This is a genomic window from Vibrio sp. M250220 (genome assembly GCF_036533795.1).
GTDB lineage: Bacteria > Pseudomonadota > Gammaproteobacteria > Enterobacterales > Vibrionaceae > Vibrio.
In genome coordinates this window covers 12,460-38,270 of the sequence record NZ_JATABI010000031.1, presented here as the reverse complement: position 1 = coordinate 38,270, position 25,811 = coordinate 12,460, and the positions used below count along the sequence as shown (strand labels likewise).

Annotated in this window: 29 protein-coding genes; 8 read left to right on the top strand and 21 right to left on the bottom strand. The window is 44.6% G+C overall.

Annotated elements, in window-relative coordinates; all coding sequences use genetic code 11:
• Positions 1–23 precede the first annotated feature (23 nt).
• A complete protein-coding gene (ubiA, locus tag QTN94_RS12005; RefSeq protein ID WP_331418000.1) occupies positions 24–878 on the bottom strand; it encodes a 4-hydroxybenzoate octaprenyltransferase in 855 nt (284 codons plus the stop codon).
• Positions 879–1,418, bottom strand: a complete 540-nt coding sequence (locus QTN94_RS12000) for a chorismate lyase (protein WP_138971307.1) — start codon at positions 1,416–1,418, stop codon at positions 879–881.
• Between the two features lie 165 nt (positions 1,419–1,583).
• Between QTN94_RS12000 and QTN94_RS11995 the strand changes: the two genes are divergently transcribed.
• Entirely contained in the window at positions 1,584–1,991 is a 408-nt protein-coding gene (locus QTN94_RS11995) for a flagellar basal body-associated protein FliL (RefSeq protein ID WP_138971306.1), read from the top strand.
• A 38-nt stretch (positions 1,992–2,029) separates the two neighbouring features.
• Here QTN94_RS11995 and glpG read toward each other — a convergent pair whose 3' ends face one another.
• The 6 genes from glpG to ftsY form a co-directional block, all read right to left on the bottom strand.
• Positions 2,030–2,866 (bottom strand): rhomboid family intramembrane serine protease GlpG, encoded by an 837-nt coding sequence (gene glpG, locus QTN94_RS11990; protein ID WP_331427759.1) that lies wholly within the window; start codon positions 2,864–2,866, stop codon positions 2,030–2,032.
• Between the two features lie 4 nt (positions 2,867–2,870).
• Positions 2,871–3,197 carry a thiosulfate sulfurtransferase GlpE gene (gene glpE, locus QTN94_RS11985; protein WP_331427758.1) on the bottom strand — a complete coding sequence of 109 codons (327 nt, stop codon included), beginning with the start codon at positions 3,195–3,197 and terminating at the stop codon, positions 2,871–2,873.
• Between the two features lie 415 nt (positions 3,198–3,612).
• Positions 3,613–4,470, bottom strand: coding sequence for an RNA polymerase sigma factor RpoH (gene rpoH, locus QTN94_RS11980; protein ID WP_138971303.1), 858 nt, complete (start codon positions 4,468–4,470; stop codon positions 3,613–3,615).
• 182 nt (positions 4,471–4,652) lie between these two features.
• Positions 4,653–5,621, bottom strand: coding sequence for a permease-like cell division protein FtsX (ftsX, locus tag QTN94_RS11975; RefSeq protein WP_331427757.1), 969 nt, complete (start codon positions 5,619–5,621; stop codon positions 4,653–4,655).
• Entirely contained in the window at positions 5,611–6,285 is a 675-nt protein-coding gene (gene ftsE, locus QTN94_RS11970) for a cell division ATP-binding protein FtsE (RefSeq protein WP_138971301.1), read from the bottom strand. Before ftsE ends, ftsX begins: the two co-directional genes overlap by 11 nt.
• Positions 6,286–6,333: 48 nt before the next feature.
• Complete coding sequence (gene ftsY / locus QTN94_RS11965; RefSeq protein WP_331427756.1) at positions 6,334–7,569, bottom strand: signal recognition particle-docking protein FtsY; 1,236 nt, start codon at positions 7,567–7,569, stop codon at positions 6,334–6,336.
• A gap of 209 nt (positions 7,570–7,778) precedes the next feature.
• Between ftsY and rsmD the strand changes: the two genes are divergently transcribed.
• Positions 7,779–8,381, top strand: a complete 603-nt coding sequence (gene rsmD, locus QTN94_RS11960; protein ID WP_138971324.1) for a 16S rRNA (guanine(966)-N(2))-methyltransferase RsmD — start codon at positions 7,779–7,781, stop codon at positions 8,379–8,381.
• Between the two features lie 10 nt (positions 8,382–8,391).
• Positions 8,392–8,658 carry a DUF1145 domain-containing protein gene (locus QTN94_RS11955; protein WP_331427755.1) on the top strand — a complete coding sequence of 89 codons (267 nt, stop codon included), beginning with the start codon at positions 8,392–8,394 and terminating at the stop codon, positions 8,656–8,658.
• A 63-nt stretch (positions 8,659–8,721) separates the two neighbouring features.
• Here QTN94_RS11955 and QTN94_RS11950 read toward each other — a convergent pair whose 3' ends face one another.
• The 4 genes from QTN94_RS11950 to QTN94_RS11935 all read right to left on the bottom strand — a co-directional run bounded on the left by QTN94_RS11950 (position 8,722) and on the right by QTN94_RS11935 (position 11,653).
• A complete protein-coding gene (locus QTN94_RS11950) occupies positions 8,722–9,306 on the bottom strand; it encodes a YhgN family NAAT transporter (protein WP_138971298.1) in 585 nt (194 codons plus the stop codon).
• A 117-nt stretch (positions 9,307–9,423) separates the two neighbouring features.
• Entirely contained in the window at positions 9,424–9,660 is a 237-nt protein-coding gene (locus QTN94_RS11945; protein WP_331427754.1) for a YecH family metal-binding protein, read from the bottom strand.
• Positions 9,661–9,726: 66 nt separating this feature from the next.
• Positions 9,727–10,350, bottom strand: a complete 624-nt coding sequence (locus QTN94_RS11940; RefSeq protein ID WP_331418003.1) for a lysoplasmalogenase — start codon at positions 10,348–10,350, stop codon at positions 9,727–9,729.
• 937 nt (positions 10,351–11,287) lie between these two features.
• The gene (locus QTN94_RS11935) at positions 11,288–11,653 is read right to left on the bottom strand and encodes a DUF4145 domain-containing protein (protein ID WP_138972189.1); all 366 of its coding nucleotides are present in this window, start codon (positions 11,651–11,653) and stop codon (positions 11,288–11,290) included.
• Positions 11,654–11,920: 267 nt separating this feature from the next.
• Here QTN94_RS11935 and QTN94_RS11930 point away from each other — a divergent pair, with 267 nt between their 5' ends.
• The gene (locus QTN94_RS11930; RefSeq protein ID WP_138972190.1) at positions 11,921–12,250 is read left to right on the top strand and encodes a DUF2500 domain-containing protein; all 330 of its coding nucleotides are present in this window, start codon (positions 11,921–11,923) and stop codon (positions 12,248–12,250) included.
• Here the strand turns inward: QTN94_RS11930 and QTN94_RS11925 are convergent.
• From QTN94_RS11925 to rhtB, 7 genes are all read right to left on the bottom strand, one after another.
• Complete coding sequence (locus QTN94_RS11925; protein WP_331427753.1) at positions 12,247–13,260, bottom strand: acyltransferase; 1,014 nt, start codon at positions 13,258–13,260, stop codon at positions 12,247–12,249. The two genes, QTN94_RS11930 and QTN94_RS11925, sit on opposite strands and share 4 nt — an antisense overlap.
• Before the next feature lie 97 nt (positions 13,261–13,357).
• The gene (gene arsJ, locus QTN94_RS11920) at positions 13,358–14,578 is read right to left on the bottom strand and encodes an organoarsenical effux MFS transporter ArsJ (protein WP_331427752.1); all 1,221 of its coding nucleotides are present in this window, start codon (positions 14,576–14,578) and stop codon (positions 13,358–13,360) included.
• Between the two features lie 108 nt (positions 14,579–14,686).
• The gene (locus tag QTN94_RS11915) at positions 14,687–15,178 is read right to left on the bottom strand and encodes a cyclin-dependent kinase inhibitor 3 family protein (protein ID WP_331418007.1); all 492 of its coding nucleotides are present in this window, start codon (positions 15,176–15,178) and stop codon (positions 14,687–14,689) included.
• An 11-nt stretch (positions 15,179–15,189) separates the two neighbouring features.
• A complete protein-coding gene (locus QTN94_RS11910; protein ID WP_331418008.1) occupies positions 15,190–16,191 on the bottom strand; it encodes an ArsJ-associated glyceraldehyde-3-phosphate dehydrogenase in 1,002 nt (333 codons plus the stop codon).
• Between the two features lie 25 nt (positions 16,192–16,216).
• A complete protein-coding gene (locus QTN94_RS11905; protein WP_138972195.1) occupies positions 16,217–16,558 on the bottom strand; it encodes a metalloregulator ArsR/SmtB family transcription factor in 342 nt (113 codons plus the stop codon).
• Between the two features lie 105 nt (positions 16,559–16,663).
• Positions 16,664–17,890: an EAL and HDOD domain-containing protein gene (locus QTN94_RS11900; protein WP_331427763.1), complete on the bottom strand. Its 1,227-nt coding sequence runs from the start codon at positions 17,888–17,890 to the stop codon at positions 16,664–16,666.
• Positions 17,891–17,919: 29 nt separating this feature from the next.
• On the bottom strand, positions 17,920–18,537 hold the full coding sequence (gene rhtB, locus QTN94_RS11895) for a homoserine/homoserine lactone efflux protein (protein WP_269378402.1): 618 nt from the start codon (positions 18,535–18,537) through the stop codon (positions 17,920–17,922).
• Between the two features lie 85 nt (positions 18,538–18,622).
• Here rhtB and QTN94_RS11890 point away from each other — a divergent pair, with 85 nt between their 5' ends.
• Both QTN94_RS11890 and QTN94_RS11885 read left to right on the top strand, forming a co-directional pair.
• Entirely contained in the window at positions 18,623–19,609 is a 987-nt protein-coding gene (locus QTN94_RS11890) for an alpha/beta fold hydrolase (RefSeq protein WP_331427751.1), read from the top strand.
• Between the two features lie 106 nt (positions 19,610–19,715).
• Complete coding sequence (locus QTN94_RS11885; protein WP_269378400.1) at positions 19,716–20,543, top strand: Cof-type HAD-IIB family hydrolase; 828 nt, start codon at positions 19,716–19,718, stop codon at positions 20,541–20,543.
• Positions 20,544–20,590: 47 nt separating this feature from the next.
• On the opposite strand, the gene QTN94_RS11880 is transcribed toward QTN94_RS11885, so the two are convergent.
• On the bottom strand, positions 20,591–21,070 hold the full coding sequence (locus QTN94_RS11880; RefSeq protein WP_138972199.1) for an EVE domain-containing protein: 480 nt from the start codon (positions 21,068–21,070) through the stop codon (positions 20,591–20,593).
• Positions 21,071–21,108: 38 nt separating this feature from the next.
• Here QTN94_RS11880 and QTN94_RS11875 point away from each other — a divergent pair, with 38 nt between their 5' ends.
• Positions 21,109–22,635, top strand: coding sequence for a COG3650 family protein (locus tag QTN94_RS11875; RefSeq protein WP_331427750.1), 1,527 nt, complete (start codon positions 21,109–21,111; stop codon positions 22,633–22,635).
• A complete protein-coding gene (locus tag QTN94_RS11870) occupies positions 22,632–23,267 on the top strand; it encodes a tRNA-uridine aminocarboxypropyltransferase (protein WP_331427749.1) in 636 nt (211 codons plus the stop codon). Before QTN94_RS11875 ends, QTN94_RS11870 begins: the two co-directional genes overlap by 4 nt.
• Here the strand turns inward: QTN94_RS11870 and QTN94_RS11865 are convergent.
• A complete protein-coding gene (locus QTN94_RS11865; RefSeq protein ID WP_331427748.1) occupies positions 23,251–25,725 on the bottom strand; it encodes a bifunctional diguanylate cyclase/phosphodiesterase in 2,475 nt (824 codons plus the stop codon). The genes QTN94_RS11870 and QTN94_RS11865 overlap by 17 nt on opposite strands.
• Positions 25,726–25,811 lie beyond the last annotated feature (86 nt).

The following is a 25,811-nucleotide window of genomic DNA, read 5'->3' as shown; positions in this document are numbered from 1 at the left end:
GGCATCCTATGGATGCCTTTCTTTTACCAAAATGCGATAAATAACCCTATGGTGATGACCATTCCGACATAGTTGTTATTTAAGAAGGCTCTGAAGCAAAGGTCACGATCACGGTGACGAATAAGATGCTGCTGGAACACAAACAGTGCCCCTACCACCAGCAGACTCCAGTAGTAGCTAGATCCAAGTTGATACCAAGTGCCAACAAACATCAGCATCACCAAGGTGACAAGCTGAAGGGAACCGATCACCATCTTATCAAATCGTCCAAATAGGATTGCCGTCGACTTGATACCAATCTTAAGGTCATCATCTCTATCAACCATCGCATACTGAGTATCGTAAGCAATCGTCCACAGTGCATTAATGGCGAATATAAACCAAACCATCACTGGCATTTCATTCGCTTGTGCAGCCCATGCCATCGGAATCGACCAACTAAACGCTAGCCCAAGAAAGAGCTGCGGCAGGTGAGTAAAACGCTTCATGAACGGATAGATGAAGGCAAGAACAATACCGACAAAAGAGAGCTGAATTGTCAGCGTATTCATACTCAACACTAAAGCAAATGAACTGACGGCCAAGAGAGCAAAGAGAGCCAAAGCTTCCTTTGAAGTCACTCGACCAGAAGGCAAAGGTCTCTGTTTGGTGCGCTTAACATGGCCATCAACCTTACGATCAGCAAAGTCATTAATCACACAACCCGCCGCACGCATAAAAATAACACCCAAAACAAAAACCAGTAGAACCTTTAAACTTGGCATCCCTTGAGCAGAAATAATCAATGCCCAAAGTGTTGGCCACAATAGCAACAAGGTTCCAATCGGCTTATCCATGCGCATAAGTTGCCAATAAGCCAGCGCTTTATCCGCCGTCATTCAAACACTCTCCCCTGAGTAGATGGGCGCTGTAGGCAAAAATAGTTCTGCAACTAACAATGGTTTGTGATTCATCCACAACCGTGAGCGGCGAGCGAGTAAGGGTTGTTCATCAACTTCAACGACCCCAACCTGCAAGGCGTCCCGTTTGACATTGCTGGCACTAAATACCGTTAGTCCAAGGGGGATTTCTCCTTGCTGAGCCAAGTCATACTCTTGCTCCAACATTGACGAATGAGGGATTAACGTTCTCCCAATAACCCAAGCGCAGCCATCGCCTTTGAGAACAACCTTGCGCAACAAGCACTCTTCTTGAGCAAGAAGCGCAATTTCTTGTGAGTTCAGTTTTTCCGCTTTGACAATCTTGTTGTGCAGTAAGTCGACAGTTAAAGATTGGCAATAAGACTCTAATAAACGTGACAGTGAGCCCTGTTCTAACAACCACTTTTTTGCACTTTGTGTAGGGAAGCTAAAATACTCTGGATCCTGCCATTCAACTTGGCGTAACGCAGATAAATAAAGCGCAGTCGATTGATTCATACTAGTATTCAATAAGTAGCCTTATCAGCGTACAATAAAGCTTCGATCTCTGATGTTAACCACCACAACGAGTGCTTAACGCATTTTCATTACAAATAGATGCTCTATTGTAACAAGACTCTGGCGATTCGAGTATCGTGATTGGAAGAAAGAAAAGTTATAAATATGATTAAACGTTACCTAGCCCAAATTTTTGTCGCTTGGAGTCTGTTGATCAGTCTCCCTGCGATAGCGGAAGAAGAAGGCGTCCCCAAACTGGCTTATTTCACCCTTGAACCTGATTTAACCACCAATTTTTTCACTAAAGGTAAAAAGTTGGGTTATATACAGGTTCGAATCGACATCATGGTTGCCAGTCAAACGGATCTTGCCGTGATTGAATTACATCAACCCTTAATTCGCGATGCTGTAATTGAGCTATTAGGGAAGCAGTCTGAAGAGACCATTACGTCATTAGCAGGACGTGAAGATTTACGTAAAACCTTGGTCGAACAACTCAACGCGACTCTACTGCCAGAAACAGGCAAAACAATCATCGCCGATCTGCTCTTCACAAAATACCTCTACCAGTAAATCGTCTAAGGATGGACGGCGTGCATACGCCGTTTTCTTTATCTGCGTGAATTAGCCCGCCCAGCATCCACCGCTCCCATCAGCACACCAGATAGTAGGCCTACAAGATGAGCCGTATTGGCTATGGCCATAAAAGGCTGAACAAACCCGAGAACTAACCAAACAAGCATAAATCCGATGATGGGCTTTGGCATCCCCAGACCCAATTGTGGGGCTTTATAACCCACCACCCATAGATATCCCACCAACGCATACACTACGCCAGATAAACCACCGAAATTCGCACCTTCAACCCAGAATTGGCCAATGCCTGATAGTGCCGCGGATAGCAAAAACAGTTGCAGCACCTTGCCAGAGCCCAGCTTTTGTTCTATATCGCCCCCCAGTTGCCACCACCACAATAAGTTAAAGGCGATATGCATGACTGAAAAGTGTAAGAGAGCGTGGCTAAACCAACGCCATAACTGCCACTCCTGGTGAGAGAATGCTGGGAAATGGAGCGCAGCAAACACGGCCTTTCCGGCACCAAGTTGCTGGAGAGCAAATATGACAACACAGACCGCCATGACCAAGAGCGTTAGCGGGCCTGCTTTCGCTTTTACCATCGCCAGCATACTTGGTGACTGGTATTTAAAGTGATTTTGTCGCGTCTCCGCCATATCCCACGAGGCAGCCTGATACTTACTCGCATTGGGATTCTCAAGAAACTGTTCCAGTTCCGCTTCTGCTTCGATTTGATATTGGCTGTCAGTTAACCACAGTGCAAACTGCCCTTCTCCCTCCGGCATCATTTTGATATCGATCTGGCGTGAAGCCATATAGTCAATAAATGCCTGCGCCATTCTTGGATGATTGAGGGAGATGAGTTTATGCATACCGCTATCCTAAATTAGATTCTGTCGGCAGTTGAGCGCGCTGCCAGGCTTCGAAGCCACCATCAACACTATACACCTGCTCAAAGCCTTGGTTAACTAAATACTGTGCCGCACCTTGGCTACTGATGCCGTGGTAACACATCACCAAAACTGGCTGCTCAAATTCAACGCTATTCATAAACGCTACCATAGTGTCGTTGGTTAAATGGAAGGCATCTTGAGCATGTGCGACGGCAAAAGATTGCGGGTCACGAATATCGACCATACGAGCTTCACCTTGTTCCAATAGGCTTTGCGCGCTATTGACATCGATATGTTTAAACTGGTCCATTAACTTTCTCTTTTCATCATTATTATCTAGCGCCATTGTAACCTATCCAGTGGTTAACAAGTACACGGACTGAGTAAGGTTATCCACTTGTGATCATTAATTCACCGATTGTGGATAAATCTGTGGATTGCGTTGATAAAGTGCTTTCTAGATTATGGATCCACAATATGTAGTGATGATCCTTATTTGATTGTGTGTAAACAAAAATTTATCCCCACGGTAAAACATGCTCAGATGGCTTGATTCACCCTGCTTTCTGACAGATAGCAAAGAAATTTACCACAGACTTACCCACAGGCTACTGAAGCCACAACGATCATCTTGGCAGTGGATTATTTTAGAAAGCGATCACAAATAAAAAAGCCGAGATCATAAGACCTCGGCTTTACCAATTTATCAGCTGTCGAGCTAGTAATTAAAATTCGCCAACTGCAGCTTTCAGTTTTTTCATCGCATTCTTCTCTAGCTGGCGGATGCGCTCTGCAGAGACACTGTATGTTTCTGCTAATTCTTGCAGAGTAGACTTATTGTCATCAAGCCAACGTGAACGAACAATGTGCTGACTACGTTCATCCAGAGATTTAAGTGCTAAGCTCAAGCGATTGTTGGTATGCGCTTCCCAGTTAGCCGCTTCAATGTTGTCTGCAACATCAGACGCTTTATCTTCAAGATACACCATTGGAGCTGTGTATGAGTTACTTGAGTCATCTTCATCCATTGGCATCTCAAATGCCGCATCTTGCGCAGCTAGACGAGATTCCATTTCACGGACTTCTGAAGGTTCGACACCGAGTTCTCTTGCTACAGTCTCTACTTCACCGTTATTAAACCAACCTAAACGCTTTTTAGACTTACGTAGGTTGAAGAACAGTTTACGCTGAGCTTTGGTTGTAGCGATTTTAACAATTCGCCAGTTACGCAGAACGTATTCATGGATTTCAGCTTTGATCCAATGAACGGCAAAGGATACAAGGCGAACGCCGACTTCAGGGTTAAAACGTTTAACCGCTTTCATCAAACCGATATTGCCTTCTTGAACAAGGTCAGCCATTGGTAGGCCATAACCAGAATAACCACGAGCGACGTGCACGACAAAGCGAAGGTGCGAAAGGATCAAACCTTTTGCCGCCTCAATTTCACCGTCATAATGCAGTCTCTCAGCCAGTTCACGTTCCTCATCAGCCGTCAGCATTGGGTAGCTGTTTACTGAACGGATGTAGCTATCTAAGCTATCTTGCGTAACTACTGCCATTGGATATGCTTGGTTAGTCATTCATTTCCTCATCAATCTCTGATCTGGAGTATTTTTTAACCCATCAATCTTGAACCTAAAATGAACAGGTTTCAAGCTGCGAAAGTAATTATGCATAAACAAAATGTCTATACAAGGGAAAAAGTACACGGTAGCGTCTACTTTTTCAATAGTATGACCTCCACAAAGTCAATCAGTTCAAATTAAACTGGCTCGATCTCTTTTAAGTGGCGCTGCGCAGATACCTTAGCGGCTAGGCAACCTAAGAAGGTTCCAAGCATTACTAGCAGTAGCGACTCATCCCAGCTAAGGCCAATTAATCTGAAGTGACTATCATACAGAAGGGCCAATTTCTCCACACTGCTATTGAGCAAAACTGTGATTATCGCAGTCAAAATCCACGCGCTAACCGCACCGAGTAAACCAAACCACATGCCAGAGTAGAGATAAGGGCGTAAAATGTAGCTGTTCGTTGCACCAATCAGCTTCATTGTCTGGATCTCTTCTTTATTCGCTAACACATTAAAACGTAGAGTGTTGCCGACAATTAAGAATACAGAGGCAAGCATCAGCAGAGATAGGGTAATGACAATTCCGCTGACAAGGTTCTTAATCGCATCTAAGCGAGCGAGCCAATCCTCATCCAAACGAACATCAGTAATGCCCTCTTCATCGCTAATACGCTGAACAAGTTGCTTAATCATTTGATTGTCATCTTCACTTGGCGTGATGACCAACACACCAGGTAGTGCATAATCATCAAGCAAGCTCAAGGCATGTTCAAAGCCTGAATACTGACTTAAATCATCCAATCCCTGTTGAGGTGAGATGTAGTTCACTTCAGCCACATCCTCCATGCTTTCGATCTGGTCTTTTAGCACCATGATCCTAGCTTCAGGGGTGTTCTCTTTTATGTAAGCACTTACTTGCGATGGGCTGGTAACATTACTTGATGCCGCAGAGATATTCTTACCCAGTAAGTAAAGAGCCGATGGCATGGCCAATGCCATAGAGATAACTGCCAAGGTTAAGATGTTGCCCATTGGTCTTAACCAAAACTCACCTAACGAAGCTTTAGCTTGCTTGAAATGGACAGCAAAAAAGTTGTCTTTCTTAACGCGATTGTTCGTTCGTGATGCTTTAGCGCTTTTATTGCGAGCATTAATGGCCATAGTCTTCTACCTCACTGAGAAAACCTTGGTTTAATTCAAGATGACGGTATTGTGGGCGAGTATTTACTAACCCAATATCGTGTGTAGCCAGTAGGATCGTCACTCCGGCACGGTTAAACTCTTCAAACAGTTTCAACACTCGATTAGACAACTCAGGGTCGAGATTACCCGTTGGTTCATCTGCAAGTAACAGAGTAGGACGATTGACCACCGCACGTGCTATACCGACTCGCTGTTGTTCACCACCGGACAGTTGGCTCGGTAAGCACTTGGCTTTATCTAGCAGGCCCGTCTTATCCAAGGCTGCGGAGACACGACGTTTGATCTCATTTTCAGAGATGGATTCAATTCGCATCGGCAGCGCGACATTGTCGTAGACGGTTCGGTCCATCAACAAGCGATGATCCTGAAACACAATACCAATGTTGCGACGCAAAAATGGGATGTCTTTATTAGGGATTCGAGTAATGTCATGGTCATTGAAACTGATTTTTCCATCAGTTGGTCGCTCAATGGCACAAATCAATTTAAGCAGAGTACTTTTACCGGCTCCTGAATGACCACCAAGAAAGGCCATCTCACCTCTACGAAGATGAAAATCGACCTTCTGTAACGCCTGTCGACCACCACGGTAAGCCTTACTCACTTGCTGAAATTTTATCACCCGAAATCCCTCTTAACTGAGTTTCTTCAATTGGTCTTTGTGTTTACTCTAGTCTTCACGACTGAATAGAGCGTCAATGAACTCTTGAGTTTCAAATGGACGTAGATCGTCGATACCTTCACCGACCCCAATGTAACGAATTGGAATCTGGAACTGGTCAGCCAGTGCGAAGATCACACCACCTTTTGCGGTACCATCCAACTTAGTCAAGGTGATACCTGTAAGCGGTGCAACATCACTAAACAACTTAGCTTGGCTAATCGCGTTTTGGCCAGTACCAGCATCTAAGGTCAACATGATTTCATGAGGAGCTGAGCCATCAATCTTTTGCATTACACGGACGATCTTACGCAGCTCTTCCATCAAGTTAGATTTATTCTGTAAGCGACCTGCTGTGTCAGCAATCACCACATCTACACCTTTCGCTTTAGCGGACTCTATCGCGTCGTAGATCACTGAAGCACTATCTGCGCCAGTGTGCTGTGCGACTACGGGTACATTGTTTCGCTCACCCCAAACTTGAAGTTGTTCTACTGCCGCAGCACGGAACGTATCCCCTGCCGCAAGCATCACTTTTTTACCTTCAGCTTGGAACTGTTTAGCCAGTTTACCGATCGTGGTTGTTTTACCTACACCATTCACGCCAACCATTAAGATCACGTAAGGCGCTTTAGAACTGTCTACTTCTAGCGGTTTCTCGACGTTCGACAAGATCTCTGCCATTTCTTCTTTTAGAAGTCCATAGAGTGCTTCACCGTCTTTTAGTTCCTGACGTGATGCTTTTTCTGTTAGGTTTTCAATGATTTTTAATGTGGTATCCATGCCCACATCTGCAATAAGAAGCTGTTCTTCCAGCTCTTCAAACAGATCATCATCAATCTGCTTACCTTTGAACAAACCAAAGAAGCCAGCACCAATGTTGGCTTTGGTGCGTGCAAGACTGCGTTTCAAACGAGCAAAGAAACTTTCCGTCGGTTTTTCCTGTTCCACGACACGCGGTTCAACCGCTTGTGGCGTTTCAAGCTCTTCAACAGGTTCAACTATTGCTTCTGCTTCTGCTTCTGCTTCTGCTTCTGCTTCTGCTTCTGCTTCTGCTTCTGCTTCTGCTTCTGCTTCTGCTTCTGCTAGTTCAGCCTTTTTGTCTTCAATTGGTTCGTCAACAACGGCTTGCTGCTCATCTTGTTGTTCGTCAGTCGTTGTTTGTTCTTCTACGGATTGTTTTGCTTGTTCTTCATCACCAAAGCCAAGCCAAGAGAGTAATCCGCGCTTCTTTTTTTCCGTCATCTGGGGCTATCCTAGATCGTCTTAATTAACTCAGACTTTTTTCTGCGGGCATTATCCACACTGAAAAAAGCAAAATGACAACAAAGTGAAAAGTTTTCACTGCCAGAGTGTTGGTATACACTTTGTCATCAACAAATTTGGGCTGTATGTTAGCGCTCAACAGCAGAGCGACTGGCTATAGTATCACTTTATTAGCGGTCAAAAAATCTATGGTAAGACGTCGCCAGCAAAACACATCACAAAAAAAGCCTTCAACCGGCTTTGTTCGTATTATTAGCGGCTTATGGAGAGGAAGAAAACTGCCTGTTCATGATGCCGAAGGACTAAGACCAACAACAGATCGCGTCAAAGAAACACTGTTTAACTGGATCGCTCAAGATGTTCCCCGCGCTAAATGCCTCGATCTGTTCGCCGGCTCTGGTGGACTCGGTTTTGAAGCCGCTTCACGCCAAGCAGAGATGGTGACACTTATCGAGTTAAATCCTAACGCATTCAAACAAATTGAGAAAAACATTGCTTCATTAAATGCCAGCAATCTGACAGCTCATAATACTGATGCAATTAGCTTTCTTAAACAGCCGGGCACACCTCATCATGTCGTATTTATTGATCCGCCATTTCGCAAAGGCTTACTGGATGAAACCGTTGCCCTACTTGAAAGTCATGGCTGGTTAACGGATGACGCTATGATTTATGTCGAGACTGAAAAAGAATTGAGCCTTGACTCCATCCCTGCTCACTGGCACTTACACCGTGAGAAAACAGCTGGTCAGGTCAGCTATCGACTATTCGAAAGACAAGCAGATCAATAAGGAAATTTTGATGAAAGCACTGATTCTTCTGGCCAAAGCCGCAATAGGCTTTGTCTGGTTTATTCTAATCATGAACTTCTTTATGCCGTTTCCTGGCAAAGCAGCCATCGCGCTCTACATCATGACAGCATTCCTGTTCATTATGCATGGTTTGCAAATGGCGATTTTCATTGGCGCATTTGGAGACAAAATTAAAATGAGCAGTTGGGAAAAATGGTCAATACTGATCTTTGGTATCTTCGCCCTACTTGATATTCGTCGTAAGCACATGACCTAACCATTCCTGAAACAAAAAATGCCGCTCCAAATAGAGCGGCATTTTTATTTTTACGTTTCAACGCTAAGCAAGATAACTCTTCACACCATCTAAGAACATCTGGGTAGAGATCATGATCAGTAGCAAGCCCATTAAACGCTCTATCGCTTTTAGGCCACGTTCTCCCAATATACGGTGGAAGAAACTGTAGAACATTAGAATAAAGAAGGTCACGCTCCACGCGAGTAACACAGCAGCAGAAAGCTCAAGTAAATTGTTCGGGTACTGGCTTGAAAGCAGCAACAGAGCGGCAATAACTGATGGCCCTGCAATCATCGGGATAGCCATCGGCACGATAAAGGGCTCCTCACCCGCGGCCAGGCCAGTAATACTACCTGCACTAGGAAATATCATCTTAATTGCAATAATAAATAGGATGATGCCACCTGAAATGCTTAACGTTTCAGGTTGAACGTGCAAGAAGTTAAGAATCGTCTTACCTGCAAACAAGAACAGCATCAGAATCGCAAGCGCAAAAATCAACTCGCGAATAAGTACTTTACGTCTGCGCTTGGGATCGAGATGTTTTAGGATCGATAGGACAATAGGAAGATTGCCAAGCGGGTCCATGATTAGAAACAGCATGGTCGCGGCGGAAAGAATGTCCATAAGAGGTCTCCAAAACGTTATATATCAAGCACTAAAAATTCGGCGAAGTATAACAAGCTCACCAGACGATTTGGAGACATTGACAGAAATTATCTTAACGGTGGTATCGAGTCATAATTAATGACTGCACACTCTCTCTGCATTCACCATCCAGATACCATCTTGTACGATCACTTTCTCGCGATCGATAAAAAACTCGAGTAGTGTTTCCAGCGTAAATCCATTGCACTTACATGTACGAAAACGTGCTTGCTCACCAAATGCTTCGCTTACCGCCTGCTCTAAGTCTGATTTAGACATAGGCTGCTCTCGCAATAAGTTTAGAACGTTATGGGCATGAATTTCGTTTGTCATGGAACTTCCTCACTAAAGGTAATAGACCGATCAAGAATACATGCTTCATCGATATTTTCTTTGATTTTAAATAATCAGAGAAGCCGTGATAAGTGAGTGAGCAAGGAGATAGCTACCAGAGACAAGGTAACGTCCCCGATACATTGAGGGACGGTAATCACTGATTGCGAGTAGCACTGCCGATAATGTTAACGTCACTGTTCCAACGAAACCTAAACCATTGGCAATGCCGCCATTAAGCAACCACACTTCACCGGCAGCCCAATTGAGCTGTAACAGTGCGATTCCCATCATAACGACAGGGAAAATAAGTCGATCTATTTTGGGCAGTAGAAGAAAGAAGCTCACGATTGCAACGCCTAATAGCATTGCAGGCAACCACCACACGATATCACCTGACAACTTCACCCAAAAAGAGGCACCATAGCAGAGCTGGGCGGTGACAAAGCCGACAAAACACAACTTTAGGTGACGCTTTACAAGATAGAGCCAATCCGCCGCCATAGAAACGAGCAAACCAAGTGATACCCACCACGCATCGATGCCAACCAGAGCATTTTGACTCCAGAGCATGACCAACAACATAAGCAACGACATTGTTTTAAACATCGCTGCTTGTCTTACGTGATTACTTTCACTCGCAGAAATACTGATATATCCCGAAAGAGCAACAGATAGCCAGCTCCACATTCGAACACCTCAAGAAAATTTGAGGTGCTAGTGTAGGCAGAGTCGTCAAGATGTCTACCGTAGAAGGGCAAAATTTGGATCTCGATAATACTTCTCGCCGTCAACCAAGCCGACTTCTGTGAATCACCATCAGTATTGCTTTTTGCTCACAATGTTCTCAATGGATGAGAATTTCAGTATATCTTTATCTAGCACGCTTCAGATCGACCAATCGCAGTAAAAAATAAGAACTAAACGTAGCACATTTTTCACCCTAAAATTAAATCATTAAAAATTAATAACTTAACAAAAAACACAGAAAGCCCCCTCATTCAAAACATGAAGTTTTCTCATATAAACCAACCCAATCGCCCAGTATAATTTTTAGACTGAGCGCCAAAACAGAGTCAGATAGAAACTTAAAATGAACTTTTGACCATCCCTAACAATGACATGACGAACTAACCAAAAGTATAGGAAAAGTCATCTCACCCAATGAGAAAAAACAACGCCAATCATTATAAATCAACAACTTAAAAAACAAAAACAAAGCAATTAGCTGGCATCTTGAGCGGTTACAAAACTATCAAAAAACAAATTAACCTTCGAAATTCATCGAAAACAACGATAGAAAAGTATCTTTTTTAAGGACTAGCGATCAAATCACTTGATCTAACCACCAAAACACTGCTATTGTTAGTCACACATTGTTAAACATCAATTTAAAGGAGCAGTGCCATGATTTCTTCTTCACAAAAACAAGGACTTGTAATGATCGCAGTAGTCGTAGGCCTAATGACACTGCCGATGATGTACTAAGAAATTATTAAAAACAAAAAGGGACGCATTAGCGTCCCTTTTTGTTTTTATTGGGTTTTAAACCATCACTTTGATTCAAAAATACTCTGTATGTCTAAGTTTAACACTTAAAAAATAAAGGTCGTTTTTAGCAATTACTCTACAAATGTTTCGACAACACGTCCCAATGAGCATAATAGAACAATAATGCCGCAAGAGTGATTAAAGTCATCAAGGTTATAGCTGCTCTCCAGATGAAACGGCTACTCCTAGGTGTCAGCTCTTTTTCACATTCATCACAAGCGGCTAGAAACTCTTTGCGACTATCTAGTTTGTAATCTTCTTCATGCACGATTTTATTGCGAATCGTTGCGATATATCTCAGCTTACCTATTACATCGTGAGGAAGTCTTTCTTCACAACTGGTAATAAGCTGATGCAGTCCCTTACCGTCTGCATGATATTGCGTCCGAAGAAGCTTCTCGATCTTGCGTGTTCGAGTGACCACTTTTTCAATATCAGACATAGTTTCCCTCCATCGCTACTAAGTTTAGGGGGTAATTGTTACTTGTTCTATCTACTGTCCCATTTTTTCTACAAGTTGCAAGTTAATTTATGTAAATGAATCAATAGCTAATCAACTAAATTACTTCCCTTCCCCCTGTGGCAGCATGTGATATGACTCGAAAAAAGCATTCCATCTTGCTGTTTTGTTTTTACAGCAAGAGCCGTGCCCAGACTATCTAGTGAAATCACGTTAAAATGGCTGCGTTTAGTAAAAGGGACGAAAACTATGCCTCTCACTCTTTCTATTGCTATCGCCCTTTTTGCGCTTATAAGTGGATGGGCATTTGTCCATTTCTACCGTAAGCACATTCAGGGTGAAAATGCCCCACAACAAACAGTCGAAGTGACCATCCTCGATAAACAGGCAATTACAGTTGATGATCCGAAGCCTGGCCAAGATGACCAAGAATATTGGATCTATGTTCAAAAAGGAAAAATTGGTCCTAAACGTGAATTTCAGGTTGGTATCCACTATTTCCATGCCTTAAATCCGGGCGATCAAGGTACGCTCACTTATCAAGGTGCCAAGTTTCTCCACTTTGCTTTAAAGCGTTAAGGCAACAGCCAACGTGTATAAGCCGATCTCGCCAGTAGCCAGCTCATTGCAAGAGAGCCACAACCACTAATTATTATCCATACAGGGATAACCCAGGCGGGATGTCCCTGATGCCAGGCGAACTCTTTCATCGGCCATAACACGATTGGATGCAAAATATAGATGCCCAAGCTATGACTGCTAATGAACCCAATCACTCGATTGGCTTGGGATGATAAGCCTTCGCCAAAATAACGGCACAACATAAACACCATGCTCGCCGCGATGACAACGTTAAGTGTTTTATAGGATAGCCAACGTCCTACCGTATATTCTTCGGCCACTACACTATTGTTTATGACCATAAAGCCTGTGACAAATAGGGCAATGGCTCCGAGCACAGCGAAAATCATCACGTATTCTTTGCTTAGCGGCACACGTTGGTAGAGCAAGTATCCAAGAGGAAGATAGCCGCTATAGAGCCACATTTGATTGCTCCACACACCATCGATACCTGTAAGGTAGAGCAACGTAGTACCCAGCCAGATAGCGACGTAGGCATAGAGTGAGCTCTCGCCATATTGTCTTATGACAAACTGAAAAAACGGAATCACAAAATAGAGCGGGATAAAGTAGTAAAAAAATCCCAGATGGTAATAAGTAGCGTGTGTCAGGCTGTTTTCAAGTAGAGACTGAGTTTGCTGGCTGTCAAATCCGTTCAGGCTCCAACCTGCTAGAAATGCATAAAACAATGACCAGACAATAAAAGGCAATAGCACTTTGCCTAATCGACGTTTCACATAGTACTTAAAGTCAAATGGCCGCTTATCACTCAGCATCAAGGCGCCTGTGATAAGAATAAAAACGGGCACCGCCCAGCGCGTTACGCTATTGACTCCAACCGCCGTCGCCCATTGGTTAAATGGGATGAGACCCAGTTCATATCGATAAGGGGCAAGGACATGAATAGCGATCACCGCTACCGCTGCTACGCATCGTAGCAAGTCAAAAAAATGGACTCTTTCTCTCATACCTAACCCTTTGCAAACTAACTTACTGAATATAGCAATAAAAAAGCTGACCAAAGTACAACCTTGGTCAGCTTTCAGTCATGAATAGTTGATAATGTTAAGCTGATGCAACGTGTTCGATTTTCGGCAATTTCAAAGAAATCATCGTTGTTAACGCTAGGAATGCAAATGACACCCACAAACACGCCGAAAGACCCGCCATCTGAAACACCCAACCAGAAAGGATCGTTCCAATAAGACGCCCCATGGCGTTGGCCATATAGTAAAAACCAACATCCAAGGAAACCCCATCCCCTTTGGCGTAGCTAACAATCAAATAAGAGTGCAATGATGAGTTCACCGCAAAGATTGCACCAAATAGCAGCAAGCCACCGACAATCACCAGCTCAGGTTGCCAACCAATCTGAACAGCGTAGGCAATACAAGCGGTCACTACCGCCAAACCACCAGCCCACAGCATAGCAGCATGCCCGTCAGGAACTTTACCCTCTGCCTTACCCGTAATCTTTGGCGCTATCCCCTGTACAATCCCATAAGCAATGGTCCACGCAGCCAAGAACCCGCCTACCCATAAATGATCCCAGCCAAACACACTACCAAGATAAATCGGTAACGCGATAACAAACCATACATCTCGAGCACCAAACAGGAACATACGCGCCGCTGAAAGAATATTGATAGGCTCTGACTTGGAAAAAATCTGCTTAAACTTTGGCTTAGTTTTCGCTTTACCCAAATCACTTTCTAACCCAACTAGACTGCCGATAAACACTAAGCTCAGTACACCAGCCATAAGCAGTACTGCATATTTAAAACCCACTAACGACAGCAACAATCCACCAATAAAGAATCCAGCACCTTTCAAAGCGTTTTTTGAACCGGTGAGAATCGCTATCCATTTATAGAGAGAGCCTTGCTGTTCATCAGGCACCAATGTTTTTATGGAACTTTTGGCGCTCATTTTGTTGAGATCTTTTGCGATACCCGATAGTGCTTGAGCCATCATCACCCAGGGAATCGTCAGCCAACTGGTCGGTACCGCAAGCATGGCTAAGGCGAAAATCTGCATGCCCAAACCAATGTTCATCGTCTTATTTAAGCCAAGACGCGCTCCCAACCATCCGCCGATAAGGTTAGTGACAACACCAAAAAACTCATAAAACAGAAATAGCGACGCAATTTCTAGAGTGCTGTAGCCAAGACTGTGGAAATAGAGCACGACCAGCATTCTGAGTGCACCATCAGTAATGGTGAAGTTCCAGTAGTTAAACGTCACCAGCATATATTGGCGCACGTTTTTACTCAGATTTGCGAACATAGACAACCTAACCTTGTTTACTTGCTATCTAATCACACAAAAGAGTGCTAGCGAAAATAGAGCAATAAGAGCTTTTAGACACCAATAGACCAAAAGCTCTTTTCGTCGCTATTTTTCAGCTACCGCTTTGATGTAATCGACCTGAACAGACTTAGTAAAAGCACCAGGGCGTAGTGCCTGTATCGCTTCTACAATCTCTTCCAGTTGCCATCCTTTTTCTAACAAGAGATGGGCGGCAAATAGTCCAGTGCGTCCAGAGCCTCCCATACAGTGCATGGCAACTTTGCCTCCGTTGTCGACAATCTGGTGTAACTTAGGACTCGCTTGCTGCCATTTGTTAATAAAATCACCGGCCGGAGCGCAGTCATCCTCAATCTCTATCTGGAACCACTGCATCCCCATTTGCTGTGTTATTTCACCGAGTGCGGAGACATCTTTGCTTGCAAGTTCTGCGTTATCCAGTGCAGTCACAATCGCCTGCACACCTTGCTCTTTCAGTTGAGCCAGTGACTCGGCTAGATCTACGCCTTTTGTTCCAGGACATGGGGTAAGAATCAAAGCACCAGCTTCTAAATCAAGCTGCCAAGATGGGTGTGTCATTGTCTCTCTCCTTACGCCAGACCGACTTTACGAACCAGTTCCGCAGTGCGCGTCGCGTAGCCCATCTCATTGTCGTACCAAGCGTAAATTTTCACCATGCGGGTACCCACAACCATGGTTGACTGAGCATCAACGATGGTTGAGCGTTGATCACCTTTATAGTCAATCGACACCAGAGGTCGCTCTTCAAAGCCCAGAATACCCTTCAGCTCCCCTTGAGAAGCTTCTTTTAGCAAGGCATTCACCTCTTGCGCTGTGGTATCGCGTTTGACATCAAAAATGATGTCCGTTAGTGACGCGTTGGCTAACGGAACACGGACTGCATGACCATTAATTTTGCCTTTCAACTCAGGGAAAATCTCAACGATCGCCGTCGCACTGCCCGTCGTGGTTGGGATTAAGCTCATGCCACATGCGCGGGCACGACGTAGATCCTTGTGGGGTGCATCGAGAATTGTTTGAGTATTCGTCAAATCATGGATGGTCGTAAATGAAGATTGCTCAATACCCAACTTCTCATGGATCACTTTAACGACTGGCGCGATACAGTTGGTAGTACACGAAGCGGCGGTAACAATACGGTGGATCGCAGGGTCGAAGATTTCATCATTGACTCCCACAACGATATTCGCAATTCCAGGCTCTTTAACCGGTGCAGAAACAACAACGCGTTTTACACCTTGCTCTAGGTATTTGTTTAAGAAAGCGGTTTTGCGATGGACGCCCGTCGCTTCAATAACCACATCACAGCCAGACCAATCAACGGCGTCAATATCTCGCTCCTGAGTCGTTACTACAGTGCGACCATCAATCACCATCGCATTGCCGTCTACTGCAACCTCGTGATGCCAACGTCCTTGTACTGAATCAAACTCTAGAAGGTGAGCCAGTGTGGCGGTGTCACCGGCAACATCGTTGATTAGAACAAACTCCAGTTCGGGCCAATCAAACGCAGCACGCAGGGCTAAACGTCCAATACGACCGAAACCATTGATACCTACTTTAATCGTCATAACTTTGTCTCTTTATCTTCAAAAACTATGGGCAGCAGACTGGACGAGACTGGATTGCATGAAGTCTCTCTATATCTTGCTGGTATTCTTTTTTCAGGCAGTTGGAAGCCACCAAATCATCGATCAATTTGTTCATCCACCCTGGCAAGTCTTTCGCCAAACGGTAAAACACCCACTGACCTTGTCGAACATCGACCAAAATTCCGTTCGAGCGCAGTTGAGCAAGATGACGTGATACTTTCGGTTGGCTCTCTTTCAGTGCTTCTGTCAACTCTCCAACACACAGACACTCTTCTCGCATGATTAACATCAAGCAACGAACACGGGTCTCATCAGAAAGCAATTTGAAAAATTGGTGAGGTAGCATAAAATATACTCATATATGGATATGCGAATATGTTTATTTAATTAGATGAATTGATCAACACCTGAACGGCATTTGTCATAAAAAATTCATGATTGGGCAGTGGGGTTAAACGACCTTAATAAGGTCTTGGCTCCAACGTTGGGCCTGATTGATTCTTGGCATCACTTCATGAATCGAGAGGTTGAGTTGCTGACACGCTGACTCCATACCTGTCCAGTCGGCACTCTCGTAGCACTCTTCCAATTGCAATAAAGTGCCATATGGCCCCTTTCTTTCAAGCAAAACGACTTTAATGGCTTTACATAAGGGCAGTTGATTAACCAACTCTTCGAGTGGCATATCCAGCAACGCATCAAGCATTGAAAATAAACCAATAATGAAAGCCTGCTCGCACAGTTGCTCAAACGGGTTGTCATCCGACATTAGTTGAAAGAACTGAGCGCGCTGAAGGCACAAGGTGTAAATCTCTTTTGGCTTATAAGCCGAAACAAATGAAGCGACCACCAGTGACACAAATATCTTCAGCTTGTCTTGACCCAGATAAACCAGCGCCTGACGAAATGATGAGATAGGTACTTCAATCCGATTCGACATGGTATTAACGAAGCGCAACAGTTTAAATGACAGAGCCACATCTCGAGCGACAATCCTTTCTATCTGCTCAAAGTCCACTTGTGGCTGACATACAGCGCGGAACAAGTCCATCGCAATCACCTGCTCAGGGCTAAGATACCGCTGTCGAATAACAACAGGCTTACTAAAAAAGTAGCCTTGAAAAAACGAAAAACCAGCAGAGCGAGTCGCAAGAAACTCTTCTTCTGTCTCGACTCGCTCTGCTAAGAACTTCCGTTTGACGCCCATGGCTAATCGCTCTTTGATCAACGCACAAGACTCTTCCAGTCCCGTTGCCATGATGTCGATCTTAACAATGTGCACCAATGGCAGAAAACGCTCCCATTCAGGCTTGTAAACAAAGTCATCTAACGCAATTAGATAACCATTGGCATGGATCTCTTTGACGGCTAAGAACAGTTCATCGTTGGGAATACAGGTTTCAAGAATCTCAACCACAATCTGCTCTTTTGGCAACGAAAGCGGAAGTAGTCGCACCAGACTTTCGTGTGGGAAATTAATGAAGCAGCGAGAAGCCGCAATACAAGGGTTGGTCCCAATCGATAGGAAGTTTTCGACAATCAGCCGATAGGTGGCGCGGTTGGACTCGATATGACTTGGGTATGCATTGCTTTCGCCATCACGAAACAACAACTCATACCCTAAGGTTTGCCGCTTAGCATTTAAGATAGGTTGACGTGCTACATACGTATCACGTATTCGCTTTTGCATATCAGTCAGTAGCTCAGTTATGCTTTTGCAGCTGCCAATAGCGCACCACACCCCATAAACATAGAGCCAAACACTTTGTTTATCTTAGACATAATACGATCAGAACGAATGAAACGGCCCATCTGCGAAGCCAAGCTGGTGTAGCCCAACATAACGACTGAATCTATAGTTACGGTTGTAATACCTAGCACCAACAATTGAGTCAATTGGTCTCTTGCAGGGTCAATAAACTGTGGAAACAGAGCCACAAGAAAGACAATGGACTTGGGATTAGTAAGGTTAATCAACACCGCTTTGCGCATTAGGTTGGTACGTGACATATATTGAGTCGCCTCATTCGCCGCCAAGCTTGAGCGATCACGCCATTTTTGGATACCAAGCCAAATCAGATACGCCGCTCCTACCCACTTAATTACGCTAAATGCCAAAGCAGACTGTGCAACCAAGGCGCCAATACCAGCACCTACAAGAGCAATATGAATAGCAAGACCAATTTGCAGACCGGCGATAGCAGAAAGAGAATGGCGTGTGCCGTAGCTCAGTCCATTACTTATGGAATTTACGGTACCAGAGCCTGGCGCAAGGCTAAAAACAATTGCCGTAACCACATAAGCAAGCCAAACATGCATATCCATAGTATTTCCTCTCGACTAAACGTAGCTAGCCACACATAATCTAACTCTGCCGCAAAAATCAATCATATTCAGGTCATTAGCGTCAATGAATGATTCAAGCTCCAACATAACTCCTTCTTATACTCAAGAGTCAGATTTTGAGCAAGCAATCAGTAGCGATATTGCCAACTTTTGGCAATCTAGGCAGCAGGGCTACCTAAAATCGTTCGATCGGACCTCATTATACTGGATAAAGTTCTGTTCACCTCAGCACACTAAAGCGATTGTCGTGGTCAATGGACGAATCGAGTGCACCACGAAATATCAAGAACTGTTCTACGACCTATTTCAGCAGGGTTACGATATCTATTCCTATGACCACAGAGGGCAAGGGCTATCTGAACGTCTGATTGAAGATACACAGATGGGATATGTCGGAGAGTTTGAAGATTACGTTCAAGACCTAGACGTCTTACTCGAGCACTTCAGCTTAGAGCACTATGACAAGCGCTATTTACTTGGTCACTCTATGGGGGGAAACATCGTTACTCGTTATCTCCAAACACGCGATTCTCAATTTGATGCGGCATCACTTAGTGCGCCAATGTATGGCGTGAACCTGCCGTGGCACCTTAAACCCATTGCAACCCTGCTTGGCCAACTACTGACGGCAGTTTACTCCAAACCAACTTTTGCTCCCGGCCAAGTGGCTTACTATCCCAAACCTTTTGCGGGTAACCTACTTAGCCAAAGTTCGATTCGCTACCACTGGTTCCGCAACCTCTATGAGCAACACGCTGAACTAAAAGTAGGCGGAGCAAGCACGCGTTGGGTATGGCAAGGCTTAGTCGCCTGTAAACAGTGCTATTTAATGACACGTCACATTAAGACGCCACTGCTCGTGATGCAGGCAGGAGACGATCAGATCGTCTCCAATCAGGCACAAGATCAATTTATGCGTAAGCTGGCTAAAACACATCAAGATTGTGTATTGGAAGTCATCGACGGCGCCAAACACGAGCTATTGTTTGAGAAAGACGAATACCGTAATCAAGCCCTCGATCTCACCCTGAACTTCTTTGAAATGCACTAAAATAGGAAATGATTGAGGGTGAAGTTTACCCTCTTTTTCCCCTTTCTCTTGGAGTACACTATTCGCTCTAACCAATGGCGAATCAACGCTGCACAACGAGGGTGATATGACCAACTCACGCCAAGATACTCCTTTTCACATTGTCGCCTCCGATCTCGATGGTACTTTGCTTGCTCCAAACCACCAGCTAAGCGAGTTTTCCAAACAGACACTGAAAGCCCTGCACGAAAAAGGTTTCACCTTTATCTTTGCTACAGGTCGTCACCACGTCGACGTAGCTGGTATTCGAGAAATCGCCGGGATTCCAGCCTACATGATCACTTCTAACGGTGCCCGAGTGCATGACCAGAATGACCAACTCATGTACAGCAAGAATGTTCCTGCTGATTTGGTTCAAGCGGTGATCGATGTGATCAGAGAAGATCGCAATATCTTTATCCACATGTACCAAAATGAAGACTGGCTGCTGGATAGAGATGATGAGATGCTCGCAAAATTTCATAGTGAATCCGGCTTTAGCTACAAGCGATTCGAAGCACAAGCTGCGCCATGCGAAGGCATAGCAAAAATATTTTTCACTCATCCAGAGCACGATCATGACCATCTCGTTATCTTCGAGAAAAAGCTGCGAGAAACGTTTGGCGACCAGCTAAATATCGCGTTTTCCACACCTTGGTGCCTAGAGGTTATGGCAGCTGAAGTGTCCAAAGGTCATGCGCTAGAAGCGGTTGCTAAGTCCTTAAACCTCACACTAGAAAACTGCATTGCCTTTGGCGATGGTATGAACGATGCTGAAATGCTTGAAATGGCTGGAAAAGGCTTGGTGATGGAAACAGCGCACCACAAGGTGAAAGAAGCGCTGCCTAATAACGAAGTCATTGGTAGCAATGCCGATGATGCGGTCGCTCATTACCTCCAAGACCATCTGTTTTAATGACTTAATTCACGACCATCAGGCTGCTTATTGCAGCCTGATTTGCTTCATGAGAATTGTCTTTGGCTGGGGAGTTTCTCTTTGTCGAGAATCGCACTCCACTCCTGCTCAGAAACAGGCATTATTGATAAACGATTGCCCTTTTTCACTAACGGCATATTTTCCAACTCGGGCATGGCTTTCATTACTGAAAGTGGGATTAAGCGCTCTGTCTTACGAACAAACTCGATATCCACCATCACCCAGCGTGGGCTATCTGGCGTTGATTTTGGATCGTAGTAGTCGCTTTCAGGATCAAACGAGAAATGATCTGGATAAGCTTCCCTCACGACTTTAGCTATGCCTGCCACACCTACTTTTTTGCATGATGAGTGATAAATCAGAACCAAGTCGCCCATTTTAATCTGATCACGCATCATATTCCGAGCTTGATAATTCCTTACGCCTTCCCAGCAAGAAACCTTTTGTGTTCGAAGAGTGTCAATAGAAAAGGTGTCTGGTTCTGTTTTGAACAGCCAATATGCCATAATAGACTCCGCCAATTTCTGAATAGGGAAGATATAGCATGAAGGCGCTCCGAAACCCAGCGGCTGTAATGACTTTACTTACGTTGTCAGCATGTTCGACATTTGATTCTCAACAAGTAACTTCAACGCCAACAACGCCTAAAGCGAGTTTAGATAACCCAGCGAGTATTCAAGCACAAACGTTTGTAATGCGCGGTGAAGTGATACTTGGTCATGAGGTTCGCTCCATCACACCTTGCGGTAGTCAACAGCAGTATTGGCTCGACCTACCCAATGACAGATTTCAACAGGCTCTTAAACTCGTCCCAAGCCCATATTCACCTCTGTACGCAGAAGTGGTCGGTCACCTTGCAACTGGTCAAGCGGATGGTTTTGTTGCCGACTACACGGCGCGCTTCATTGTTGATTCAATCAATATCCTTAGTGCGGAAAACCCAAAACGCTGTGATCAGCCAGTTAAACCTACTTCTGCATTTGGTAACGAACCATACTGGTCTGTTGCCTTTTCAGACAAGTTCCTCACATTTCAAAAACTGGGCGAAGAGAAACAACAACTCGCACTGAAATCGAGTCGAATTGAAACCGATCGCCGACGATATCAGTTCGATGCCGGATCGCTAGAACTCAATAAACGCAGTTGTGTCGATGGTATGAGTGACTCTCTCTACGGATGGAGTGCGACATTGCAACTGGGTGACTCTACCTACAATGGCTGTGCAATGCTATCGAACAAAGATGCTACCCACAATTGGACGGGGGTTTATCAGGCCACATCCACACAAGCTAGCAACTTTAGTGTCAGCTTAAATATCGCTTCTGACCATACGGCCACAACCACTTACAGCTATAATGACGGCGAATCAGACTCTGTAGAACGAGGCTACTGGCAACAACTAAACCCAAATCAGGTTCAGGTTGTCATGACTCACCATCAGCAACAACCTCTGCTTTCTGAACGTATCTTTAGCCGAGAAGAGAACCAGATAACGGCTGACAAAGAAAAAGTGGGCAATATGGTCTACCCTATTGCTGACGGTGGACTGACTTTATTCAAGTCCGAGCAGAGCGCCTCGACAACGTATAGAACGACTAGTCCACTCGCTATCCCTGCAACCGCTGAATTTAATCCCAAAGTTGACAAAGCACTGCGAGATTATTTCAGCGCTAACGGTATAGATCCTACCGGGACTCGCTACCGCTGGCTTAGCTACGACCTCAATGGCGATGGCCATAATGAACTATTGGCACAACTCGACTGGTGTGGCTCTGGTGGCTGTACGCTCCTGATTTTCGACAATCAGCAACAGGATTGGCGCTTTAATAGCAAAATCACCTTAGTCAGAACGCCAATTAACGTTGGAGTCAATAAACAAAGTGGCTGGCAAGATCTGGTTCTATTTGTTAGCGGTGGTGGCGCGATACCTAACCAGCACGTTCTAAAATATAATGGTGTTAAGTATCCGCTAAACCCAAGTACCGCCCCAGTGGCAGGTTACGATGAAATCAGTCCAATCCAACTGTTCTCTGATGGACTAACCCCTCATCAACAAGGCATTACTCTTTGAATACTGTAATAACCTCTGAGGGCACTCGTTGCCCTCACTGTCTGCTGCAACATCAGTGTGTGTGTGACTTGTTGCCAAAGACACAAGCCCCTATTCATATTGCACTATTAATGCACGAGAACGAGTTGGATCGCGAGACTAATACCGGTAAATGGTTACTCCAAAGTTTGGCAACCAGTAGCTCTCATGTATGGCAGCGCACGGAGCCTTGCACAAACTTAATGGCATTGATGGCTAGCCAACAGTATGACCCGTATTTGCTCTTCCCAAGCGATAAGAGCATCGATATATCAGAGATTAAACGTCAGCAAAGACAGGCAACAACAAATAGCACGCCCCTGTTCATTATTCTCGATGGCACATGGCAAGAGGCGAAAAAGATGCTGCGTAAAAGCCCTTGGTTGCAAGCGTTGCCACAAGTACACCTTGAACCAACCCGAGTCTCCACCTATCAGTTGCGACGTAATCAACAACAAGGCCATCTATGCACATTAGAAGTGTGTTGCGAGCTACTTGATGCCGTTGGTGAACCAAACTCATCAGAACAGCTATTAGTTTTTTTTGAACACTACATGCAGGTGTTTAAAGCCGACAAAAGTGGTCACGTTTTCAACGCTAAAACAGACGTTTAGGCTCTGCTAAATAGAAGCCTTGCAGGTAATCAACGCCGATGCTTTCCGCAATGCTACAAATCTCACTATTGTGGACAAACTCCGCGACCGTTTTGGCATTGAGAACCTGACACAGTTTAACTAACTGGGCCGTAATACGGCGCTGTTTTTCGTCTTGGTCGATATTTCTTATCAAGCTGCCATCTAACTTAATAATGTCTGGCTCAAGACGAATGATCTCATCTAAATTGGAATAACCGGAACCAAAATCGTCAACCATCAAGCGCACACCCAGTTTTTTGAAGTGACTGCAAACTTCCGCCATGCGACCAAAATCTTTAATCTGTTCCGATTCTAAAACTTCAATACCTAACCGATAAGGCTCATTCATCTCAGTGACCGACTGCTCAAGTAGGTACAACGTTTTATCACTCAGCATATCCTGTGGTGATAAGTTTATGGAGAAAGACTCTTGTCTGTTGGCCATATATGCCACCGTAGAGGTCAGCATGTGGCGACTCAAACGCGTATATAAATGAGTTCCTTCGATAATAGGTAAAAAACGCCCTGGAGAGATGATGCTGCCCTCATCTTCGATTCGAACCAGACACTCTTGTGACACTTGTTCTCTTGTATGAGCGGCAAATATGGGCTGACTGTAGGTAATGATGCGTTTATTAAGAATGGCTCGGCTAACGACTCCCATCAACTCAAGCCTATCTTGATGTTCAGCAACAGAAACCGCGCAATCTTTCGCATTACACATATGGGTGTTACGTGCTTTTCCCATTCGTCTAGCATCGATCGATTTTAGCAGTAGCTCTTCTCCCTCAACTTCAGGGAAATCAAATCGACTCGCGATGCCTGCGGTAATCGATACTGACAAGTAGTCGAGTTCTGGCAACTCAAATGGGTCAAAATTAATGTGTTCTAACTCTTCAGCGAAAGAGGAGAATTCAACCCGAATTTGTTCACTCGTGCGATTGGACATAAAAACAATCGCCCACTCAGCAGGTCCGATATAGTAGAGGTGTTTAACAAAATCACTACCATGGCGATGAGCAATGCTTGAGGTTATGTGCTCCGTCAGATCTCGGATTAGCTCATCAGCGACTTGATAACCGTACTTTTCATTAACCTGATGAAAGTTCGACAATTTAAAAGTGATAATATGCTCATTGCTTTTCACGCGAGTTAACCTTTCCTGTAAGGCTACTCGATTCTGCAATCCAGTATGTTTATCGAGGCGGTAACTCTCAATCAACCTCTCGGTCTGTTTTGCCAGTTTTTGTTCAACACCTTGACGGATCTGGTTGAGCTCATCAATTGAATGACGAATGAGGTGAAAAAGTGGTGAGACCGGAAATTCGTCGTTATCAGCAACGGTCAGAGCCGGACGCGAGTCATCTTCACTCATCGCAACATAAGTCATGCTGTGATGCAGCGTCTCTTGACGCTCGCTACGATAAAATTCCCCTAAGCAGTATGAACCACAACAAATTTCGAACTGATCGAAAAGCCTGATTTCACTGACACCCTCCACAAACTCCAGTCGAGACTCACAGTTATAGATAAACACAGACTCTGGGTTATATTTTGCTAGTTGAATGACATCATGGCGAACCTGTTCAAGCGTTAAAGAGGGATGGTTGTAGCAGATGCGTACTTCATCACCAATCGAGATCGATTGATCAAGTTCAATACTACCGTCAGGGTAAAGGGCTCTAGGACAACTGATTTGCCCAGAACTGCTTTCTAAAGGGAAGCTTAACATCTGCTCTAAAGCTAACGAGCGCCCTTGTGCGAGCCTCATTTGATATAAACTATAAGCAGGCTGGTAGTCGAGAGATTTGAGCTTAGCGCCTTCCGCATCGGTGACTCTTAATGGACCACCAACAGGCGTCCATTCAGAAAATGCGTTGCGCCATACTCGCAAACGATCACTGTGGAGAGCAACCGATACCGATCTCTTTTGATAAGTTTGAGTGCCATACAACACCCACTCTTCACGTACATCAACATTGGCGGCCACACCACCACTGATCGGCACTGATGTTAACTCCCCTAGCGCTCGGTAGAGGTTAAAATCCAAACTCTTGATGTGTTGTGAAAAACTGATGATGAGTTTCGACTGCTCATTCAGTTCAAGAGCACCAAAAACATTGCGTGCTTCTTGGATAGGATTCTCAGTCAGTTCAACACATGCAGAGGTGATTCGAGTATGCTCAAAGCAAGAGATAACAACTAAGCTTCCATGATGAGTGATCTGCCCATCGACAATCGTATGGCGGGTGCTATGCCCTATGATGTGGCTATGTGGAAGGAATTCATGAATCTGCCGAGCATAAGCACATACTCTATCTTCTGGCTCTGTTGAAAAAAGCTGGACAAGACATGATGCAGAATTCCTAGCAGGAATATCCTGGAGAAACGCCATTAATTGCTGATTATCAGTCACCAGCGTGGAATAAGTGCGCATTCAAATAGCCTAAGACGTGTTTCATTTATTTACTAGTGGCTATACCGTAATGCATATGCATCCATATGAAAAGAGTTGATTTCGAG